The sequence below is a fragment of the Nocardiopsis sp. TRM 82005 genome, assembly GCF_056312425.1.
Genome location: NZ_JBWDTQ010000015.1, coordinates 165696 through 182656, shown reverse-complemented (window position 1 = coordinate 182656; position 16961 = coordinate 165696). Strand labels below are relative to the sequence as shown.

Annotated in this window: 12 protein-coding genes; 7 read left to right on the top strand and 5 right to left on the bottom strand. The window is 71.6% G+C overall.

The features are described 5' to 3' along the window. Positions 1-50: 50 nt before the first annotated feature. Together AC0T5L_RS12285 and AC0T5L_RS12280 are read right to left on the bottom strand one after the other, a co-directional pair. Positions 51-995 (bottom strand): hypothetical protein, encoded by a 945-nt coding sequence (locus AC0T5L_RS12285; protein ID WP_476165559.1) that lies wholly within the window; start codon positions 993-995, stop codon positions 51-53. A gap of 263 nt (positions 996-1258) precedes the next feature. Next, positions 1259-2425 (bottom strand): DUF695 domain-containing protein, encoded by a 1167-nt coding sequence (locus AC0T5L_RS12280; RefSeq protein ID WP_476165558.1) that lies wholly within the window; start codon positions 2423-2425, stop codon positions 1259-1261. A gap of 108 nt (positions 2426-2533) precedes the next feature. Here AC0T5L_RS12280 and mnmA point away from each other — a divergent pair, with 108 nt between their 5' ends. From mnmA to gatA, 7 genes are all read left to right on the top strand, one after another. After that, a complete protein-coding gene (gene mnmA / locus AC0T5L_RS12275) occupies positions 2534-3622 on the top strand; it encodes a tRNA 2-thiouridine(34) synthase MnmA (protein ID WP_476165557.1) in 1089 nt (362 codons plus the stop codon). 111 nt (positions 3623-3733) lie between these two features. After that, a complete protein-coding gene (locus AC0T5L_RS12270; protein ID WP_476165556.1) occupies positions 3734-4234 on the top strand; it encodes a DedA family protein in 501 nt (166 codons plus the stop codon). 208 nt (positions 4235-4442) lie between these two features. Continuing rightward, the gene (locus AC0T5L_RS12265) at positions 4443-5486 is read left to right on the top strand and encodes a methionine synthase (RefSeq protein WP_476165555.1); all 1044 of its coding nucleotides are present in this window, start codon (positions 4443-4445) and stop codon (positions 5484-5486) included. A 77-nt stretch (positions 5487-5563) separates the two neighbouring features. Further along, entirely contained in the window at positions 5564-7858 is a 2295-nt protein-coding gene (gene ligA / locus AC0T5L_RS12260) for an NAD-dependent DNA ligase LigA (protein ID WP_476165554.1), read from the top strand. A gap of 466 nt (positions 7859-8324) precedes the next feature. Continuing rightward, positions 8325-10373: a putative bifunctional diguanylate cyclase/phosphodiesterase gene (locus AC0T5L_RS12255; protein ID WP_476165553.1), complete on the top strand. Its 2049-nt coding sequence runs from the start codon at positions 8325-8327 to the stop codon at positions 10371-10373. A 97-nt stretch (positions 10374-10470) separates the two neighbouring features. Beyond that, positions 10471-10770: an Asp-tRNA(Asn)/Glu-tRNA(Gln) amidotransferase subunit GatC gene (gene gatC, locus AC0T5L_RS12250; protein WP_476165552.1), complete on the top strand. Its 300-nt coding sequence runs from the start codon at positions 10471-10473 to the stop codon at positions 10768-10770. Between the two features lie 2 nt (positions 10771-10772). Beyond that, the gene (gene gatA / locus AC0T5L_RS12245; protein WP_476165551.1) at positions 10773-12272 is read left to right on the top strand and encodes an Asp-tRNA(Asn)/Glu-tRNA(Gln) amidotransferase subunit GatA; all 1500 of its coding nucleotides are present in this window, start codon (positions 10773-10775) and stop codon (positions 12270-12272) included. Between the two features lie 95 nt (positions 12273-12367). Here gatA and AC0T5L_RS12240 read toward each other — a convergent pair whose 3' ends face one another. The 3 genes from AC0T5L_RS12240 to AC0T5L_RS12230 all read right to left on the bottom strand — a co-directional run bounded on the left by AC0T5L_RS12240 (position 12368) and on the right by AC0T5L_RS12230 (position 16781). Continuing rightward, positions 12368-13573: a thioester domain-containing protein gene (locus AC0T5L_RS12240; protein WP_476165550.1), complete on the bottom strand. Its 1206-nt coding sequence runs from the start codon at positions 13571-13573 to the stop codon at positions 12368-12370. 338 nt (positions 13574-13911) lie between these two features. Beyond that, positions 13912-15204 carry a thioester domain-containing protein gene (locus AC0T5L_RS12235; RefSeq protein ID WP_476165549.1) on the bottom strand — a complete coding sequence of 431 codons (1293 nt, stop codon included), beginning with the start codon at positions 15202-15204 and terminating at the stop codon, positions 13912-13914. A gap of 407 nt (positions 15205-15611) precedes the next feature. After that, complete coding sequence (locus AC0T5L_RS12230; RefSeq protein WP_476165613.1) at positions 15612-16781, bottom strand: thioester domain-containing protein; 1170 nt, start codon at positions 16779-16781, stop codon at positions 15612-15614. Positions 16782-16961: the final 180 nt, after the last annotated feature.

Sequence of the window (16961 nt, the reverse complement as noted above, 5' to 3'; positions counted from 1 at the left end):
TCGACGACTACGTCGACTGCGGCACAGGTTAGGGATACGTCCCGACGAGGTCACGTGGTGACGGACTCCACGAGGGCGGTGCGCTCTCCGGGCTGTTCGGGGCGCAGGGCCCGGGCCACCTCGGCCAGGTCGGCGGCCGTGCCCGGCTGCGGGAGCAGGATCGCCACCGTGCCGTCGTCCAGGTGTACCCGCAGCTCGCTCGGGTGGCCGTCGGAGTGGTGCACGACCACCGACCCCTCCAGGTCGCGGCACCACACCCCGGGGAAGCCGCACTCCGCGTGGGCGCCCGGGCCCGCCGAGTACCTCTCGTCCCAGGTCAGCACGTGCAGCGGAGCACCGTCCGCGTTGCGGTAGGTCAGGCGCAGCCCACCGTGGACCTCGTGCACGTGGGTCAGCGACCAGTCCGTGTGGTCCAGCACCGCGATCGTCTGCTGGAACGACATGATCTGGGCGCGCGAGCGCTCGTCGGCCGCGTGCCCGCGTACCTGGTCGGACACGTGGGGCAGCGCCGCGAGCAGGGCGGTGACCACCACCAGGGCAGGCAGCACCCCCGGCTGCCAGCGGTCCGGCGGCCTCCGGGCCAGCGCCGCCGCGCCCATGCCCAGCGTGGTGATCGACCCGGTCAGGAAGGCGGTGTTGACGGTCGTCCCCCCGGGCAGCGGTGTGGCCTCCGGCGCCAGGAACGTGACGACCACGGGCGTGGCCATGGCGGTGGCCGTCACCAGGGCGGCCGACGAGGCGGGGTGGTCCGCCCCGGACCTGTTCAGCCACTGGAAACCGAGCCAGAACATCAGCAGGACGGCCCCGGCGACCACCGGCGCGAGCAGAAGGACCCCCTGCCCCGCACCGCTCATCGTCAGCGCGCGGGCGGTGTCCCACACCCCGACGGGGAACAGGGACATCAGCGGAGCACCCACCAGGCACAGGATGAGGACCGCGCCGACCGCGGAGACCCGGGGCCGGCCCGCGGGCACCCGTGGCAGCACACCGTCCATCAGACCGCATCACCCTCCTGGGGGGAATGACACGTTACGCCTGTCGGGACTTGTGGACCAGATGCTCGGCACGGGTTTCGCCTTGAACCCCGCACCCCGGGATCTGCCTCGGGCCAACGGCCGGTGTTCCGTCCGGAGAAACCCGTTCGTCGCCTCCCCGGGAGGTCCCAGGACACGGCTCTCCCACCGGAAACCGTGTTCCGGGGGCCGTCCCGGGGGGGGGCGGTCCCTCGCTGGGACCCGCCCGCGGAAGGGGAGGGCCCCTACTCGCCCAGCTGGCGGCGGAACGGCCTACGGGCGGCGTTGAACTGTGACCAGGAGGGGTCGATCTGGCTGCGCAGCTTGGTCTCGCCCTCCGGCCAGTCCGTCAGCACGGCCTCGAACTCGGGCAGCACGCCCGACTCCGGGTCCAGGTAGTAGCGGTAGTCGCGCCTGCCGCCCACGGTCTGGCGCATGAACAGAGCGCCGTTGTCTCCCAGCACGCTGGTGATCCGGGCCTCCAGGTCGTCCAGGGCCGAGGCGGACGTGTCGGTGGGCAGCTTGTCCTCGTCCATGTGCGTGTACGGCACCACCACCTGCACGAACAGGGAGAACGCCGGGAAGTCGCGCCGGGTCAGCGGGTGGCGCAGCAGGATCTCCACCGTGCCCTGCAACGGGACGCGGCCGTGCAGTGTCACCCACCCGCCGGAGCCGCCGAGCATGTCGGCCATCTGCCGCACCACGGCGGGCATCGATGTGGGCGGCAGCGGGTCCAGCGGCGGCTCGTCCAGCGGTGCCGTCTTCCCGATCCACCTGACCAGGTCGTCCTCGCCCAGCGCCAGCAGGGTCACGTGCTCGGCCAGGCGCTCGCGCGTCTGCTCGGACAGGAACATGTTGTCGGGGTGGTACACGCCCACCTGGACCTTGCCGGTGGCGTGGTCGACCCGCATGGACACCGACGCGTGCGACAGGTCCAGTTCCTGGTCGTCCCAGCGGACGGTGGAGGACAGCTGGTCGTGGTCGGCGGGGCGCACCGGCTGGAACAGCCACTGGTCGTCCCCGGGCGCGGAGCGGGCCCAGCGCTCGGACTGGACGCGGGCCTCCTCCGAGGCACCCGGGCGCAGGGTCAGGGCGTAGGCGGGGCCCTCGAGCCTCGAGGGATCGTCCATCGCCGCCAACTGCTCCAGGAGCTTGTTGGGGTCGACATCCGTTGACAGGTCCAGGTCCTCCAGACCACCGCCACCGGGTTTCGGCGCGGCGCCCACCTCCCAGTCCATGTCGGGGTGGACCGCGTGGACCAGGGCGGTGACGCGTTCGGCGACCTCGGTGGTTACGGGCTGGTCCGATTCGACCGCGCTGGCGAGCGCCTCGCGTACGGAGGGCCAGGCGTCCCAGAAATCGGTGAAGGCGGTGGTGGAGTCGGCGGAGCGGCGACGACGGAACAGAGCCATGTCCTGATTTTGGCAGAACCGGATGACCACCCTCGCCGTTTTCGGCCCGGGAGCGTCTCCGCCCGGGCGTGGCAGCTACCTCCGGCGGGCGCATACGCTGGACGCACTATGACTTTGCGTGTACTGGCCGCCATGTCCGGCGGAGTCGATTCCGCGGTTGCCGCGGCCCGGGTGGCCGAGGCGGGCCACGACGTCACCGGCGTTCACCTGGCGCTGTCCAAGAACCCACAGTCCTATCGCACGGGTGCGCGCGGTTGCTGCACCGTGGAGGACTCCCACGACGCCCGCCGGGCCGCCGACGTCATCGGCCTCCCCTTCTACGTGTGGGACATGTCGGAGGAGTTCGACCGCGAGGTCGTGCAGGACTTCGTCGCCGAGTACGAGGCGGGCAACACGCCCAACCCGTGCCTGCGCTGCAACGAGAAGATCAAGTTCGAGGCAGTCCTGGACCGGGCCGTGGCACTGGGCTTCGACGCCGTGGCCACCGGCCACCACGTCCGCAAGATCGACGGCCGCCTGGTGCGCAGCGTGGACGAGGCCAAGGACCAGTCCTACGTACTGGGCGTGCTCACCGCCGAGCAGCTGGAGCACGCGATCTTCCCGCTGGGCGACTGCACCAAGGAGGAGGTGCGCGCGGAGGCTGAGCGGCGCGGCCTGTCGGTGGCGGACAAGCCCGACAGCCACGACATCTGCTTCATCGCCGACGGCGACACCGCGGGCTTCCTCAACCGGCGCATCGGCGAGAAGCCCGGGCCGATCCAGGACGAGGACGGCAACGTGGTGGGTTCGCACAACGGCTCGCACACCTTCACCGTGGGCCAGCGCAAGGGCCTGGGCCTGGGCGGGGCGCCCCATCCCCGATACGTGCTGTCCATCGAGCCGGTCGACAACACCGTCACGGTGGGGCCGCGCGCCTCACTGCGGGTGGACTCCATCACCGGGGTGCGCCCGGTCTGGAGCGGGTCCGAGCCCCTGACCGAGCCCACCGAGTGCCGAGTGCAGCTGCGCGCACACGGGGAGGTCTACCCGGCCACCGTGTGGCAGCACGAGGGCGAGGACGGCCCCGAGCTGACGGTCCGGCTGGCCGAGGCCGCCACGGGTGTGGCCGCGGGCCAGGCCGTGGTGGTCTACGAGGGGGACGCGGTGCTGGGGTCGGCCACGATCTCCGCGACGTCCAGGGCGGCGGCCTCCGTCTGAGGGCGTACGGCGCGGAAGTGGGGAGGGCCACCCCGCCCCGGAGCTCACGACCTCTTGCCGAAGTTAGGTAAGGCATAGCATAGTTGCGGGGCGAGGTAAGGGAGCCTGCCCATGCCGGAGTTCGGTTTTCTCGACGGCCAGCCGTTCTGGATCGTCTACTTCACGCTTCTCGGCGTGATCCTGTGCCGTGCCCAGGCCACGTACTGGATCGGCCGCGGACTGGGCGCCGGGGTGGAGCGCAGCCGCGTGGGCGCCAGGCTCGACCCCCGGCTGGACGCCGCCCGGCGGCGCATCGACCGCTACGGCGCCCCCGTGGTCACCCTGAGCTTTTGCACCGTCGGCGTACAGACAGCCGTCAACCTGGCCGCCGGGGCCATGCGCATGCGCTTCCCGCGCTACCTCGCCGCGATGTTCGTCGGCTCACTGATCTGGGCGGGCATGTGGGGCGTGGTCATCGGCGGTCTGGTGGGCACCTGGTGGTCCATGTTCCTGCACTCGCCGTGGACGGCGCTCGGCGCGCTCGTGCTCGCCGCGGGGGTCGTGGCCCTACTGGTCCTGCGCGTCCGCTCCGCGGAGCCCGCAGCGGCGCCCCACTCCAAGGAGCCGACGTAGAGCGTGACCGTAAAGGTGTGCCGGACCGGCCCTGTCCGGCGTTGATCTTGTACTTATAGCGCGGCTCGGCGGTCCAACCTCGCTATAAGTACAAGATCAACGGGTGTGGAACCTCCTGCTCCACGCCGGCGCGGTCCACCGACAGCGCCCCTCCGGCCCGTGTCGCCCTAGCGCCCCTCCGGGTCGCGTTGCCCTAACCTTGGGCAATGTGAGTCAACAGCACCTCTACCCCTGGCCCGAAGCCTCCTCGACCGGGATCGGGTCCTGGCCCGGCGAGGACCCCGACGAGGCCGTACGCACCATCCTCGGCGAGCTCCCCGACCTGCCACACCTGCCCGAACTCCCCGAACGCGGTGTCGGCGCCGACATGGTCGGCCGCACCGGAGGCCTCCTGGTGGAGTTCCCCATCGAGGTCCAACCCAGCGGATGGCGGGTCGTCGACAGCCCCGGACGCGACCTCGGCCGCGCGGCCAGCCTCCTGTCCTACGACCTCGACGCCCTCACCGAGCACGCCCACGACTTCGCCGGCACCCTCAAGGCGCAGGTCGCCGGGCCGTGGACCCTGGCGGCGTCGATCGAGCTGCGGAGCGGCCAGCGCCTGGCGTCCGACCCCGGCGCCTGCCGCGACCTGGCCGAGTCCCACCTGGAGGGCGTCCTCGCCCACATCGCCGAGGTCCGCAAGCGGGTTCCCGGTGCACGGATCCTCGTCCAGGTCGACGAGCCCTCCCTGCCAGCGGTCCTGCTCGGATCCCTGCCCACAGCCAGCGGCTACGGCCGCCTGCCCGCGGTCGACCGGGTCCGCGTCGAGGCCGTCCTGCGCGCCCTCTTCGCCGCGATCGCCGACGCCGGGGCCGTCCCCGCCGCGCACTGCTGCGCCCCCGGCGCGCCCATCGACCTCCTGCGGCGCAGCGGCGCACAGGTGCTCAGCCTCGACGCCGGCCTCCTGACCCGCGACCACGACGAGACGGTCGGCACCTCCGTGGAGGCGGGCACCGGACTCCTGCTGGGAGTGGTCCCGTCCACCGACGGGGGCGACCTCGGCCAGCCCGCCCGAATGTCCGACCCCGCCGCTACTGTCAATCCTGTTCGCGAGTTGTGGAACCGGCTGGGATTCTCCCCTGACCTGCTCTCCCGCGCGGTGGTCACCACGCCCACGTGCGGGCTCGCAGGCGCCTCGCCCAAGCACGCGCGGGAGGCACTGACCGTCGCCCGCGCCGGTGCCCGGGTGCTGCGGGACGAGCCCCGCGTGTAACTGCGGGACGAGCCCCGCGTACAGGCGCCGGGAGTCCGCGACCGCAGCAGGCGAGCACGAGAGCAGAAAGGTAGCGAGTGAGCGCTCCCGACACCACCACCGACATCCCCGACGGGGTACGCGCCCGGCACACGGAGCTGTGCCAGGAACTGGACGACCACAGTTACCGGTACTACCTGGGCAGGCCTGTCGTCTCCGACGCCGAGTACGACACCCTCATGGGCGAGCTGCGCGGTATCGAGGAGTCCTACCCCGCCCTGGTCACCCAGGACTCGCCCACCCAGAAGGTCGGCGCGCCCATCAGCGTCGACTTCGCCGCGGTCGAGCACCTGGTGCGGATGGAGAGTCTGGGTAACGCCTTCGACGTCGACGAGCTCAACGCCTGGGCCGACCGCGCCAGCGCGGAGGTGCCCGTCAACGGCTACCTGTGCGAGCTCAAGATCGACGGCCTGGCCGTGGACCTGGTGTACGAGAAGGGGCGCCTCGTGCGCGCGGCCACCCGCGGCGACGGCCGGGTCGGCGAGGACATCACACTCAACGTGCGCACCATCGACACCATCCCCGAGCGGCTGGACGAGAGCGTGCGCCCCGCCCCGGAGCTGCTGGAGGTACGGGGCGAGGTCTTCCTGCCGGTGGAGGACTTCGGCAGGCTCAACGAGCGCATCACCGCATCGGGGGAGCACACCCCCTTCGCCAACCCGCGCAACGCCGCCGCCGGGTCGCTGCGGCAGAAGGACCCCCGCGTCACCGCCACCCGGCCGCTGTCGATGATCGTGCACGGGGTCGGCGCGTACTCACCGGCGCGGGACGGCGGCGATGACGTGGCCTTCACCAGCCAGTCGCAGGCCTACCGCCTGCTGGGGGAGTGGGGCCTGCCGGTCAGCGACCTCTACCGGGTCGTCGGGACCATGGACGAGGTCCGCGAGTACGTCTCCCACTACTCGGCCAACCGCCACGAGCCCGCCTACGAGATCGACGGCATCGTCATCAAGGTCGACGACTTCGCCCTCCAGCGCCGCCTGGGCTCCACCAGCCGCATCCCGCGCTGGGCGATCGCCTACAAGTACCCGCCCGAGGAGGTCACCACCCGCCTGCTCGACATCAAGGTGGGTGTGGGCCGCACCGGGCGCGTCACCCCCTACGGCGTCATGGAGCCGGTGGTCGTGGCCGGGTCCGAGGTCGAGTTCGCCACCCTGCACAACGCCCGTGAGGTCGAGCGCAAGGGCGTGCTCATCGGCGACACCGTCGTGCTGCGCAAGGCGGGTGACGTCATCCCCGAGATCGTCGCCCCGGTGGTCGACCGCCGCGACGGCACCGAGCGCGCCTTCACCATGCCCGAGTTCTGCCCCGAGTGCGGTACCAGGCTCGGCCAGCAGAAGGAGGGCGACGTCGACCTGCGCTGCCCCAACACCCGGTCCTGCCCCGGCCAGCTGCGCGAGCGCCTGTCCTTCGTGGCCAGCCGCAAGGCCCTGGACATCGAGGCGCTGGGCTACGTGGCCGCCACCGCCCTCACCCAGCCGCTGGAGCCCGCCGAACCGCCGCTGCGCGACGAGGGCGACCTGTTCGACCTCACCGTCGACAAGCTGCTGCCCATCCGCACCCACGTGCTCGATCCCGACACCACCGAGCCCAAGACCGACCCCAAGACGGGCGAGCCCAAGGTGGTGTCCTTCTTCGCCAACAAGCAGGGCGAACCCAAGAAGACGGTCGAGAAGCTGTTCGAGCAGCTGGAGGAGGCCAAGTCCAAGCCGCTGTGGCGGGTGCTGGTGGCGCTGTCCATCAGGCACGTGGGCCCGCGCGCGGCCGAGGACCTGGCCCGCCACTTCCGCTCCATGGACGCCATCCGCGCGGCCAGCGAGGAGGATCTGGCGGCGGTGGACGGTGTCGGTCCGGCGATCGCGGCCTCGATCCAGGAGTGGTTCGCCGTGGACTGGCACACCGAGATCGTGCGCAAGTGGGCCGACGCCGGGGTGCGCATGGAGGACGAGGACGACGGCTCCCGGCCGCGCCACCTGGAGGGGGTCACCGCCGTGGTGACCGGTTCCCTGGAGCACTTCACACGCGACGGCGCCAAGGAGGCGATCGCCGAGCGCGGCGGCCGGGCCACGTCGTCGGTGTCCAAGAAGACCGGTTTCGTGGTGGTCGGCGACAGCCCCGGCTCCAAGTACGACAAGGCGGTCAAGCTGGGAGTGCCGGTCCTGGACGAGGAGGGCTTCCGGGTGCTGCTGGAGGCCGGTCCGGACGCGGCGGCCGCCATGCGGATCAACCCCGAGCCCGAGGAGGAGGGGGCCGAATCCGAGGAGAACGGGACCGGAACCCCTGGGAGCCCGAAGGGTGACAAGGACGGGGAGGCCGACGGTACCGGTGCCTGAGATCCGGTGACCGCCACCCGCCGCCGGAGGGAGGCGGAAGGCACCGCGAGCCCACAGCGGTCCCACCGGGAGCCTGTCCGGGGTGTTCCAGGTCCGGAACCCGGATGAATCTTTCGGTCGGTGCGCAGCGTTTACCGGCGTGGAGGTTCCCGGTCGGGAAGGGGCCGATACCCCTGCCCGGCCGTGGAACCCCGGCCGTTCCGGGCTCGCAGCCGTGTCGGGTCCGCGTACCTTTTCCATGGTTCCTCACCACGCACTGCCTTCACCTTGGTTAACTGATAGTTCCTGATGCGCGACAGTTGGTAACGAAACCGCGTAAGGTGGACGGAGTAAGCCTGGGATTTGGGCGCATCCAAAACCAGGATTCGGTCATGAGGGGTGGCTGGATCCTGGAAGCCCTGAGTAATCAGGAGCGTCGGCGCTGCCAGCGCCGTCCCGCTCCGCGGCCCCCTCACGAGGACCAGGCATGAAGGATCCCATCAGCACAAGGGACATCGGTCCCCGGGTCGGAACTCCGCTCTGGCTGTACATGCTGGGCGCCACGGCCGCCGGGGCGGGCCTGCTCGCCCTCTCCGGCCTCAACCTGTCCGTGGACAGGTTGAGCACGCTCGCCCTCCAGCCGCTCACCTGGGTCCTGCTCTGCATGATCGTCCTCGGCGAGCTGCGGCCCATCTCCGTCCCCGGGCAGCCCTCCGGCAGCGGGGTGCCCACCTCACTGCCCTTCTCCTTCGCGCTCGTCATCCTGCACGGGCTGCCCGTGGCCGCCCTAGTCCAGGTCGTGGCCACCGTCGTCGCCGGGTTCGCGCGCGGCCACGCACCCCACCGCACCGCGTTCAACGCCGCCCAGTACACCCTCTCCCTCGGCGTCGCCGACGCCGTCCTGCGCCTCCTGGTGCCCGTCGTGGTCCAAGGCGCACGGTTCCCCGCCGCGGGGGAGCTCCTCGCCGTCGCCCTGGCCGGGACCGCCTACTTCGTGACCAACCGTGTGCTGGTCCTCTGCGCCGTGGCCATGCACGAACGCGTCCCCTTCAGGCAGGTCATGTCCAAGGGCCTGGGCCAGCAGGCCTACATCAGCGGGGTCCTGCTCGGCCTCGCCCCGCTCGTGGTCGTGGCCGTGAACCACTCGGTGCTCTACGTCCCGCTGTTCGCCGCCCCCCTCGGCGCGCTCTACACAAGCGCCATGCTCTCGGTCAAGCGCGACCACCAGGCCAACCACGACGAGCTCACCGCGCTGGCCAACCGCAAGCTCCTCACCGTCCGCGCCCGCCAGGAGATCGCCCACGCCGAGCAGCGCGGCGGTGTCGTCGGCCTGCTCCTGCTCGACCTGGACCGGTTCAAGGAGGTCAACGACACCCTCGGCCACCCCATCGGCGACCGCCTCCTCCAAACCGTCGCCCGCAGGCTCACGCACAGCGTCCGCCCCGGCGACCTCGTGGCCAGGCTCGGCGGCGACGAGTTCGCCGTCCTGCTGCCCCAGATCCGCGACACCGCCGCCGCCAGCGAGGTCGCCTACCGGCTCAGGGGCGCCCTCATCGAACCCGTCCGCCTGGACGGCATGGACTTCGACCTACAGGCCAGCATCGGCATAGCGCTCTTTCCCCACGACGCCTCCGACTTCTCGCTCCTCATGCAGCGCGCCGACGTGGCCATGTACGTCGCCAAGGCCGACCGCACGGGCGTGGAGTCCTACGACCCCGGCAAGGACCGCAACTCCACCGCCAGGCTGAGCCTGTACAGCGAACTGCGCCGTGGCCTGTCCGAGGGCGCACTGGAGATGCACTACCAGCCCAAGGTCAGCCTGGAGGACGAGCACCCCGTCGGCCTGGAGGCCCTCGCCCGCTGGCGCCACCCCAGCCGCGGCCTGCTCACCCCGGACGAGTTCATGCCGGTCGTGGAGCAGTCCAACCTGCTCCGCACCTTCACCGCCCAGGTGCTGGAAGTCACCCTGACCCAGGCCGCCCTGTGGCGGGACGAGGGCCTGGACCTGCCCGTCGCCGTCAACCTCGGCGTGCGCGAGCTCCTCGACCCCGGGCTGCCCGGAACCGTCGCCGCCGCCCTGCACGAGCACGACGTGGCGCCCCAGCGGCTCGTCCTGGAGGTCGGCGAGCACGCACTGATCGCCGACCCCGAGGCCGCCACCGAGGCCGTCCACCGGCTCCGCGACCTGGGCGTCGGCCTGTCCCTGGACGACTTCGGCACCGGTCACTTCACCCTCGCCCAACTCGCCGGGCTGCCCCTGGACGAGGTCAAGATCGACGAATCCTTCACAGAGCGCCTGGTCGACCGGTCCGGCAGCGGCCACACCGTCGTCCGCGCCGCCATCGCCCTGGTCAAGGCGCTGGGGATGCGCGCCACCGCCGAGGGCGTCCAGAACGCCGAACTCGTCCGCGCCGCCCGTGACACCGGCTGCCAGGCCGCCCAGGGCCGCTACTTCGCGCCGCCGCTGGCCGCGCGGGAGGTCGCCGACTGGGTCACCGCCCACAACGGCGGCACAGCGGCCGGCACCCGGGTCTGAGCCCGGCGGGGCCTTCCTCCCGACCGGCAGCGGGACCTGCCCCGGAGCCATAGGATTGGTGTTGATAGTCCTTCCGCCGAAGAAACGGTTCGCATTCATGACCGCCATCACCCGCGATGAGGCCGCACACCTCGCCCGGTTGTCGCGGCTGGCGCTCGACGAGAGCGAGCTCGACACGCTCGCCGCCCAGCTCGGTGACATCCTCACCGCCGTGGCCAAGGTGCAGGAGGTCGCCCAGGGCGACATCCCGCCCAGCTCGCACGCCCTGCCGCTGACCAACGTCTACCGTCCCGACGAGGCCAAGCCCGGCCTCACCCCCGACCAGGCCCTGGCCGGCGCTCCGGCGGTGGAGGACCAGCGCTTCCGGGTCCCGCGGATCCTCGGGGAGGAGGAGTAGTGATGAGCGACGTCGTCAACCTGACCGCCGCCCAGCTCGGCGAGGCCATCCGCGGGGGCGAGGTGACCTCGGAGGAGGCCACCACCGCCTACCTGGACCGGATCGAGGCCGTGGACGGCGATATCAGCGCCTTCCTGCACGTGCACCGCGAGACCGCCCTGGCCCAGGCCCGCGCGGTGGACGCCCGCCTCGCCGCCGGTGAGGAGCTGGGCCCGCTCGCCGGTGTGCCGATCGCCCACAAGGACGTGTTCACCACCAAGGACATGCCCACCACCGCCGCCTCCAAGATCCTGGAGGGATGGCAGCCGCCCTACGACGCCACCGTCACCGCGCGTCTGCGCGAGGCAGGTCTGGTCATCCTGGGAAAGACCAACATGGACGAGTTCGCCATGGGCTCCTCCACGGAGAACTCCGCCTACCAGGTCACCCGCAACCCGTGGGACACCGACCGCATCCCGGGCGGCTCCTCCGGAGGCTCCTCCGCGGCCGTGGCCGCCTTCGAGGCGCCCCTGGCCACCGGCACCGACACCGGCGGATCCATCCGCCAGCCCGCCGCCGTGTGCGGCCTGGTCGGCGCCAAGCCCACCTACGGCGGCGCCTCCCGCTACGGGGTGATCGCCTTCGCCTCCTCCCTGGACACGCCGGGCCCGTTCGCGCGCAACGTGCTCGACGCCGCCCTGCTGCACGAGGCCTTCTCCGGACACGACCCGCACGACTCCACCTCCATCGACGCCCCGGTCCCGCCGGTCGTGGACGCCGCCCGCCTGGGCGACGTCGAGGGCCTACGTGTGGGCGTGGTCCGGGAGCTGGACAGCGACGGTTTCCAGCCGGGCGTGCGCCAGCGCTTCCACGAGACCCTGGAGCTGCTGGAGTCCCTCGGTGCGAAGACCGTCGAGCTGTCCTGCCCGAGCTTCGACGCCGCCCTGTCGGCGTACTACCTCATCGCGCCCAGCGAGTGCTCGTCCAACCTGGCCAGGTTCGACGCCATGCGCTACGGCCTGCGGGTGGGCGACGACGGCACGCGCAGTGCCGAGGAGGTCATGTCGCTGACCCGCGCCCAGGGATTCGGCCCCGAGGTCAAGCGCCGCGTCATGCTGGGCACCTACGCCCTGTCGAGTGGCTACTACGACGCCTACTACGGCAGTGCCCAGCAGGTGCGCACGCTGATCAAGCGCGACTTCGACGCGGCGTTCGAGAACGTGGACGTGCTGGTCTCGCCGACCACGCCGACCACGGCCTTCCCCCTCGGGGAGCGCTCCGATGACCCGGTGGCCATGTACCTGGCCGACCTGTGCACGATCCCGTCCAACCTGGCCGGGAACGCGTCGCTGTCGGTGCCGTGCGGCCTGGCCCCGGAGGACGGCCTGCCCGTCGGCTTCCAGATCATGGCCCCGCCACTGGCCGACGACCGCACCTACCGGGTCGCGGCCGCGGTCGAGCGCGCGCTGGATGAGCGCGACGGCGCCCTGCTGGCCCGCAGCCCCTACGCGGTCGGCCAGTAGGGACCGCGAGTCCGGAGGTACCCCGAGTGCCCGTCGCCCCGACAGGGGCGGCGGGCACTCGGGTCCTCCCCGCCCGGTGCCGCGAACGGAAGAGGCTAACCGGAGGTCGAGGCGGACCTGCGCCTGCGGGCCAGGTAGACCAGTCCGGCGCCACCGGCCAGGGCGGCCACGCCCACCACGGCCAGTACGGCCACGGCGGGACCGGTCAGGGCCAGCGGCCCGCCGCCGCCCGGGGCCGCGGCGGCGTCGAGGGGGTCGGCGGGTTCCCCGGCGGGCTCGATGGGGGGCGGTGTGCCGCCCCGCTCGTCCCAGACCGCGGTCACCGTCTCCGAAACCGGGATCTCGCTGTCCTGGGCGGTGATCAGGGTCTGCGTCGGGTCGTCCGCCTCCTCGCCCTTGAACAGGCGGCCGGTCTGGACGGTGGCCTCGGTCTCCAGGGTGAGGACGGCCTCGCCCGCCGGTGCGTCGGCGGGGACGGAGAAGCCGACGGTGTCGCCGTCGTCGACCTCGGTGACGGCTTCGCCGGTCTCGACGTCGACCAGTTCCACACCCTCGGGGGCGTTCGGGGCCACCGGGATATCAGCGGTGCTGGTCTCCACGGTGAACTCGCCGACGGTCTCGCCGGCCAGCCCGGAGGCCTGGTCCGGGCTGACGGTCAGCGCCGACCCCGGCTCGTTGGGGGCCGCCTCGGCGCTGTCCACCAGGTGCTCGTAGAGCCGGACGACGTTGTGCGCGATGACCTCCCCCTCCGCCTGCGGCCCCTGTTCGACCTCGTCCAGGTCCAGGCCGTTGCTGAAGTGCCAGATCGCGGCCTGGGTGGCGGTCAGCGCCTCGGCCTCGTCCACGGCGGCGATGCCGGTCTCCCGGCGCAGCTCCTGGATACCGACCACCGGGTAGGAGTTCAGCAGGATCCAGTGCACCTTGCCGGGCTCGGCGAAGTCGCCCCTGCCGGGGTAGTTGGTCCACAGGTCCTCGCGGTACCAGGAGTCGCCGACGATGCCGGTCCGAAAGTCGATGCAGTAGGTGGTCAGGCGCTGGCCGCCCTCCAGGACCACGTTGAACGTGCTGGTCGTGGTGTAGGCCTCGCCCCGCATGGTGATCGCGTGGCCGTGCTCGGCGACACCGGTGTACTGGCCGCGCACCGACCCCTGGTAGGGCTCGGCTCCGGCAGTGACAGGTGCGGCGGCCGCGGCCGGAGCGGCGGCCAGGCCGACGGCGAGCAGCGCGGCCGCGGTGGCGGCACCGGCTGACGGAAGGGGGCGTCCGGCTCCGGAGGCAGGGGGGAGGTGCACGTGCGTCACGTCTCTTCTCGGGGTCTCACCGTGCTGACAGGAAGGGCCCGGCCGGGTGGTGCGGCGGACGGGAACGGGGGAGGAGGGCTCCGGGGAGGCGCGGTGCCTGGCGGGAACGCGTCCTCGCGTGCCCCGGGCGTGGACGTAGGGCGTGGTACCCGGCTGATGCTAATGATCGGCCCGGGCCCCTCCAACCCGTTTCGGCACAACGGCCTCCCCGGTGTCCGGTACCGGACACCGTGACAACCAGACCGGCCCGGTGGGCGACACGGCGAAGGGCCCGTTCCCGTGGTCTCCCACGGGAACGGGCCCTCAGGCACCGCCGTACTCGGACGGCCGGGAGGGGTTTAGCCCTCCAGGTCCGCGGAGTTGCTGGCCTTGCGCTTGCGGCTCAGGTAGATGGCGCCGCCACCGGCGCCCAGGGCCGCCACACCGGCCGCGACCAGGCCGGCGAGCGCGCCACCGGTCACCGGCAGGGTCGGCTCGTTCTGGTCGTCGGCAGGCTTGCTCGGCTCGGGGCTGGGCTTGTCGCCGTCGTCACCGTCGTCGTCGCCGTCGTCCTTGCCGTCGTCGTCCTTGCCGTCGTCCTTGTCGTCGTCGCCGTTGTCCTTGTCGCCGTCGTCGCCGTCGTCGCCGTCGTCGCCGTCGTCGCCGCCGTCATCTTCGCCCGCGCCCCAGGAGGCGGAGGCGGAGGCGGAGACGGTGGTCTCGCTGTCCTCGGCGGTGATCAGGGTCTGGGTCTCGACGTCCTCGCCCTGGAACAGGCGTCCCGCGAAGACCGTGGCGCTGGCGGTCAGGGTGAATCCGGCCTGACCCGCCTCGGCGCCCTCGGGGACGGAGAAGCCGAGGACGTCGCCGTCCTTGACGGTCTCGACGAGCTCGCCGTTCTCGGCGTAGACCAGCTCGACACCCTCGGGGGTCTCGGCGGCCTCCGTGAGCTTGAGCTCTTCGGCGTTGGTGCCGACGGTGAACTCGCCGACGATCTCCCCGGCCGTACCCTCGGCCTCGCCCGGCTCGATGCTCACGGCGGGAGCGGGCTCGTCCAGGGGGGCGGCGCTTTCCACCAGGTGGTCGTAGAGCGCCTGGATCTTGTCCTCGTGGGCCTTCTCGTCACGCTCGTACGCGACACCCTGGAGCTCGCTGCCGTTGCTGAAGTGCCAGATCGCGGCCTGGGTGGCGGCGATCGCCTGCTTCTCCTCCAGCCTGTTGACCCCGATCTCGGAGGCCAGGACGCTCAGGTCCTGGCTGGGGTAGGAGTTCTGGAGGATCCAGAGCACCTTGCCGGACTGGGCCTCGAAGTCGCCCTTGCCGGGGTAGTCCGCCCAGGCGCCCTCGACATAGGGAACCGAGGCCATCTCATGCTCAGGCGGGATGTTGGTGTGCAGGTCGATGCAGTAGGTCCTGAGGGTGCCGCCGTCCTCGGCCAGGTTCAGGTCGAACAGGCTGGTGCCCGATCCTTCCGAGCCCTTCATGTCGACGGAGATACCGGAGGTGGCCGTCTGGTCGTAGGAGGCGCGGGTCGGTGAGCCGTCCGGCTCCGCGGCGGCGGGAGCGGCGGCCAGGCCGAAGGCCAGGAGCGCGGCGGCGGAGGCGGCGAAGCCGGTGCGTCCGACGGTGCGGGGGAGCGAGGAATTACTCAAATCGTGTCCCGGTGTGTTCTAGGGGTAACCGGATAGGGGTGCCATCCGCCCACGGGGCTTCGAGGAGCCGAGAGGGCGGAAGCGATGACCACGGCGTGGCGGTGACCGGGAACCGGTACCGCCTTGTGCGTTCGTCCGTTCCGGGAGGTCACCACGTCTGGTTCGGGGGGCGTGGCGCCGTGTGGGGTGGGCGCGATCATCCGGAGTGGCTCACTGTGACGCGGGAACGGGCCGCTTCGCCGTGGTGTGCCAACGCCCGCTTGATACTAGCGATCCCCTTCGCTGCTTCCAACCCGATTCGCGAAAAATGTGACCTATACGGCCCGGAAAAAATTTCTGCGCAGCCAGGCCAAATTGTGGCCATAAGTCACGCAACCAAAGGCTGTGTTGCGCGTCGGAATTCGGGCTCAGCCGTGTCGCTTGCGGCCCAGAACCAGGATGATCAGGCCGGATACCACCAGAGCGCCAGCTATGACCAGCAGCCCCGACAGCCAGGTGCCGGTGCGAGCCAGATCATCATCGGGGATTCGGTCCTCCGCTTCAGCGGATACCTCCTCCTCCGTAGCGGTCTCCTGGTCGGCCTCGCCGAGCACGGGTGGCTCTCCCTCCGGAGAGGCCCCGGAAGTCTCCCCGGCGTCCGGCTCCTCGGTCTGCACCGGATGCCAGGTGAAGGTCGCGGTGGTCGAACTCGTCGCCGTACTCGCCTCCGCGGTCACCAGGGGCCGGGTGCGCACGCCGTCCCGCCCGGTGAACAGGCGCCCCTCGGGCAGCGGCACGTCCTGGCCTCGTACACGCAGGGTCGCCACGCCCGCCGGGACCGAGGGGTCCACATCCAGGAAGAGTTCCTCGCCGTCGCGCGTCTGCGTCACCTGCTCGCCGTCCCCGTCGACCAGCCACGACGCCGGTGCGCCGCGCACCGAGACCCCCAGCGGGCCCGACCCCGAGCTGTGCACGCTCAGCGGCCCCAGCGGTTCCTCGGGGGCGATCGCCTCCACGTGTGCCGGCACCACCTCCAGGGACTGGGCGACGGTGTTGTCGGCCGCCGTCGCGCTCTCCTCCACCAGGTGGTCGTACAGGGCGACGACCGCGGCGTCGTTGGCCTCACGGTCCGGCTCCGCCCCGTCCAACACGTGCCACAGGGCCGCCTGGGTGCCCGCGATCGCCTGGCGCTCGTCCAGCTGGGACAGGTCCGCCGTCTCCGCGAGGCCGGGCAGGTCGACCGTCGGATAGGAGTGGGAGACGATCCAGTTCGCCTGGTCGGGGGCGTCCGTTTCGCCGGGGATCTCGGTCCACTGCGGACTGTCCGACCACGCTGACTCCACGTAGGCGGTACGCGGGTGCACCGCCTCGTCGGAGACCGCTGTGTAGGCCCGCACGGAGTCCTGGTCGGCCACACGTAGGCTGAACAGCGCGGTGTCGGCCTCCCTGCCGTCAGCGAGGACGAGGACCGCGCCCTCGACGGGGTCGCGGTCCACACGTGAGAAGTCGTCGGCGCTCGCCGCGGGGGCGCCAACCAGGGTGCCGGTCAGGGCGGCAGAGGAAAGCAGCGCGGCGCACCGACGCAGGATGCCGGACATGCTCTTGCGCTCCAGTGCGAAGGTGGCGGCCATGGTGGACCGATCGGCGAAATGGTCTTCTCGGGCCCCCAAGACTAACGGTTCGCCTCCCCGGGACGCCGGAACTTACCGCGACAGCGGCCCAATCGTGTACGGGCTGTGATGTGGGGTAACCCTTCCGTGTCCCGGGCGCGGGCACTC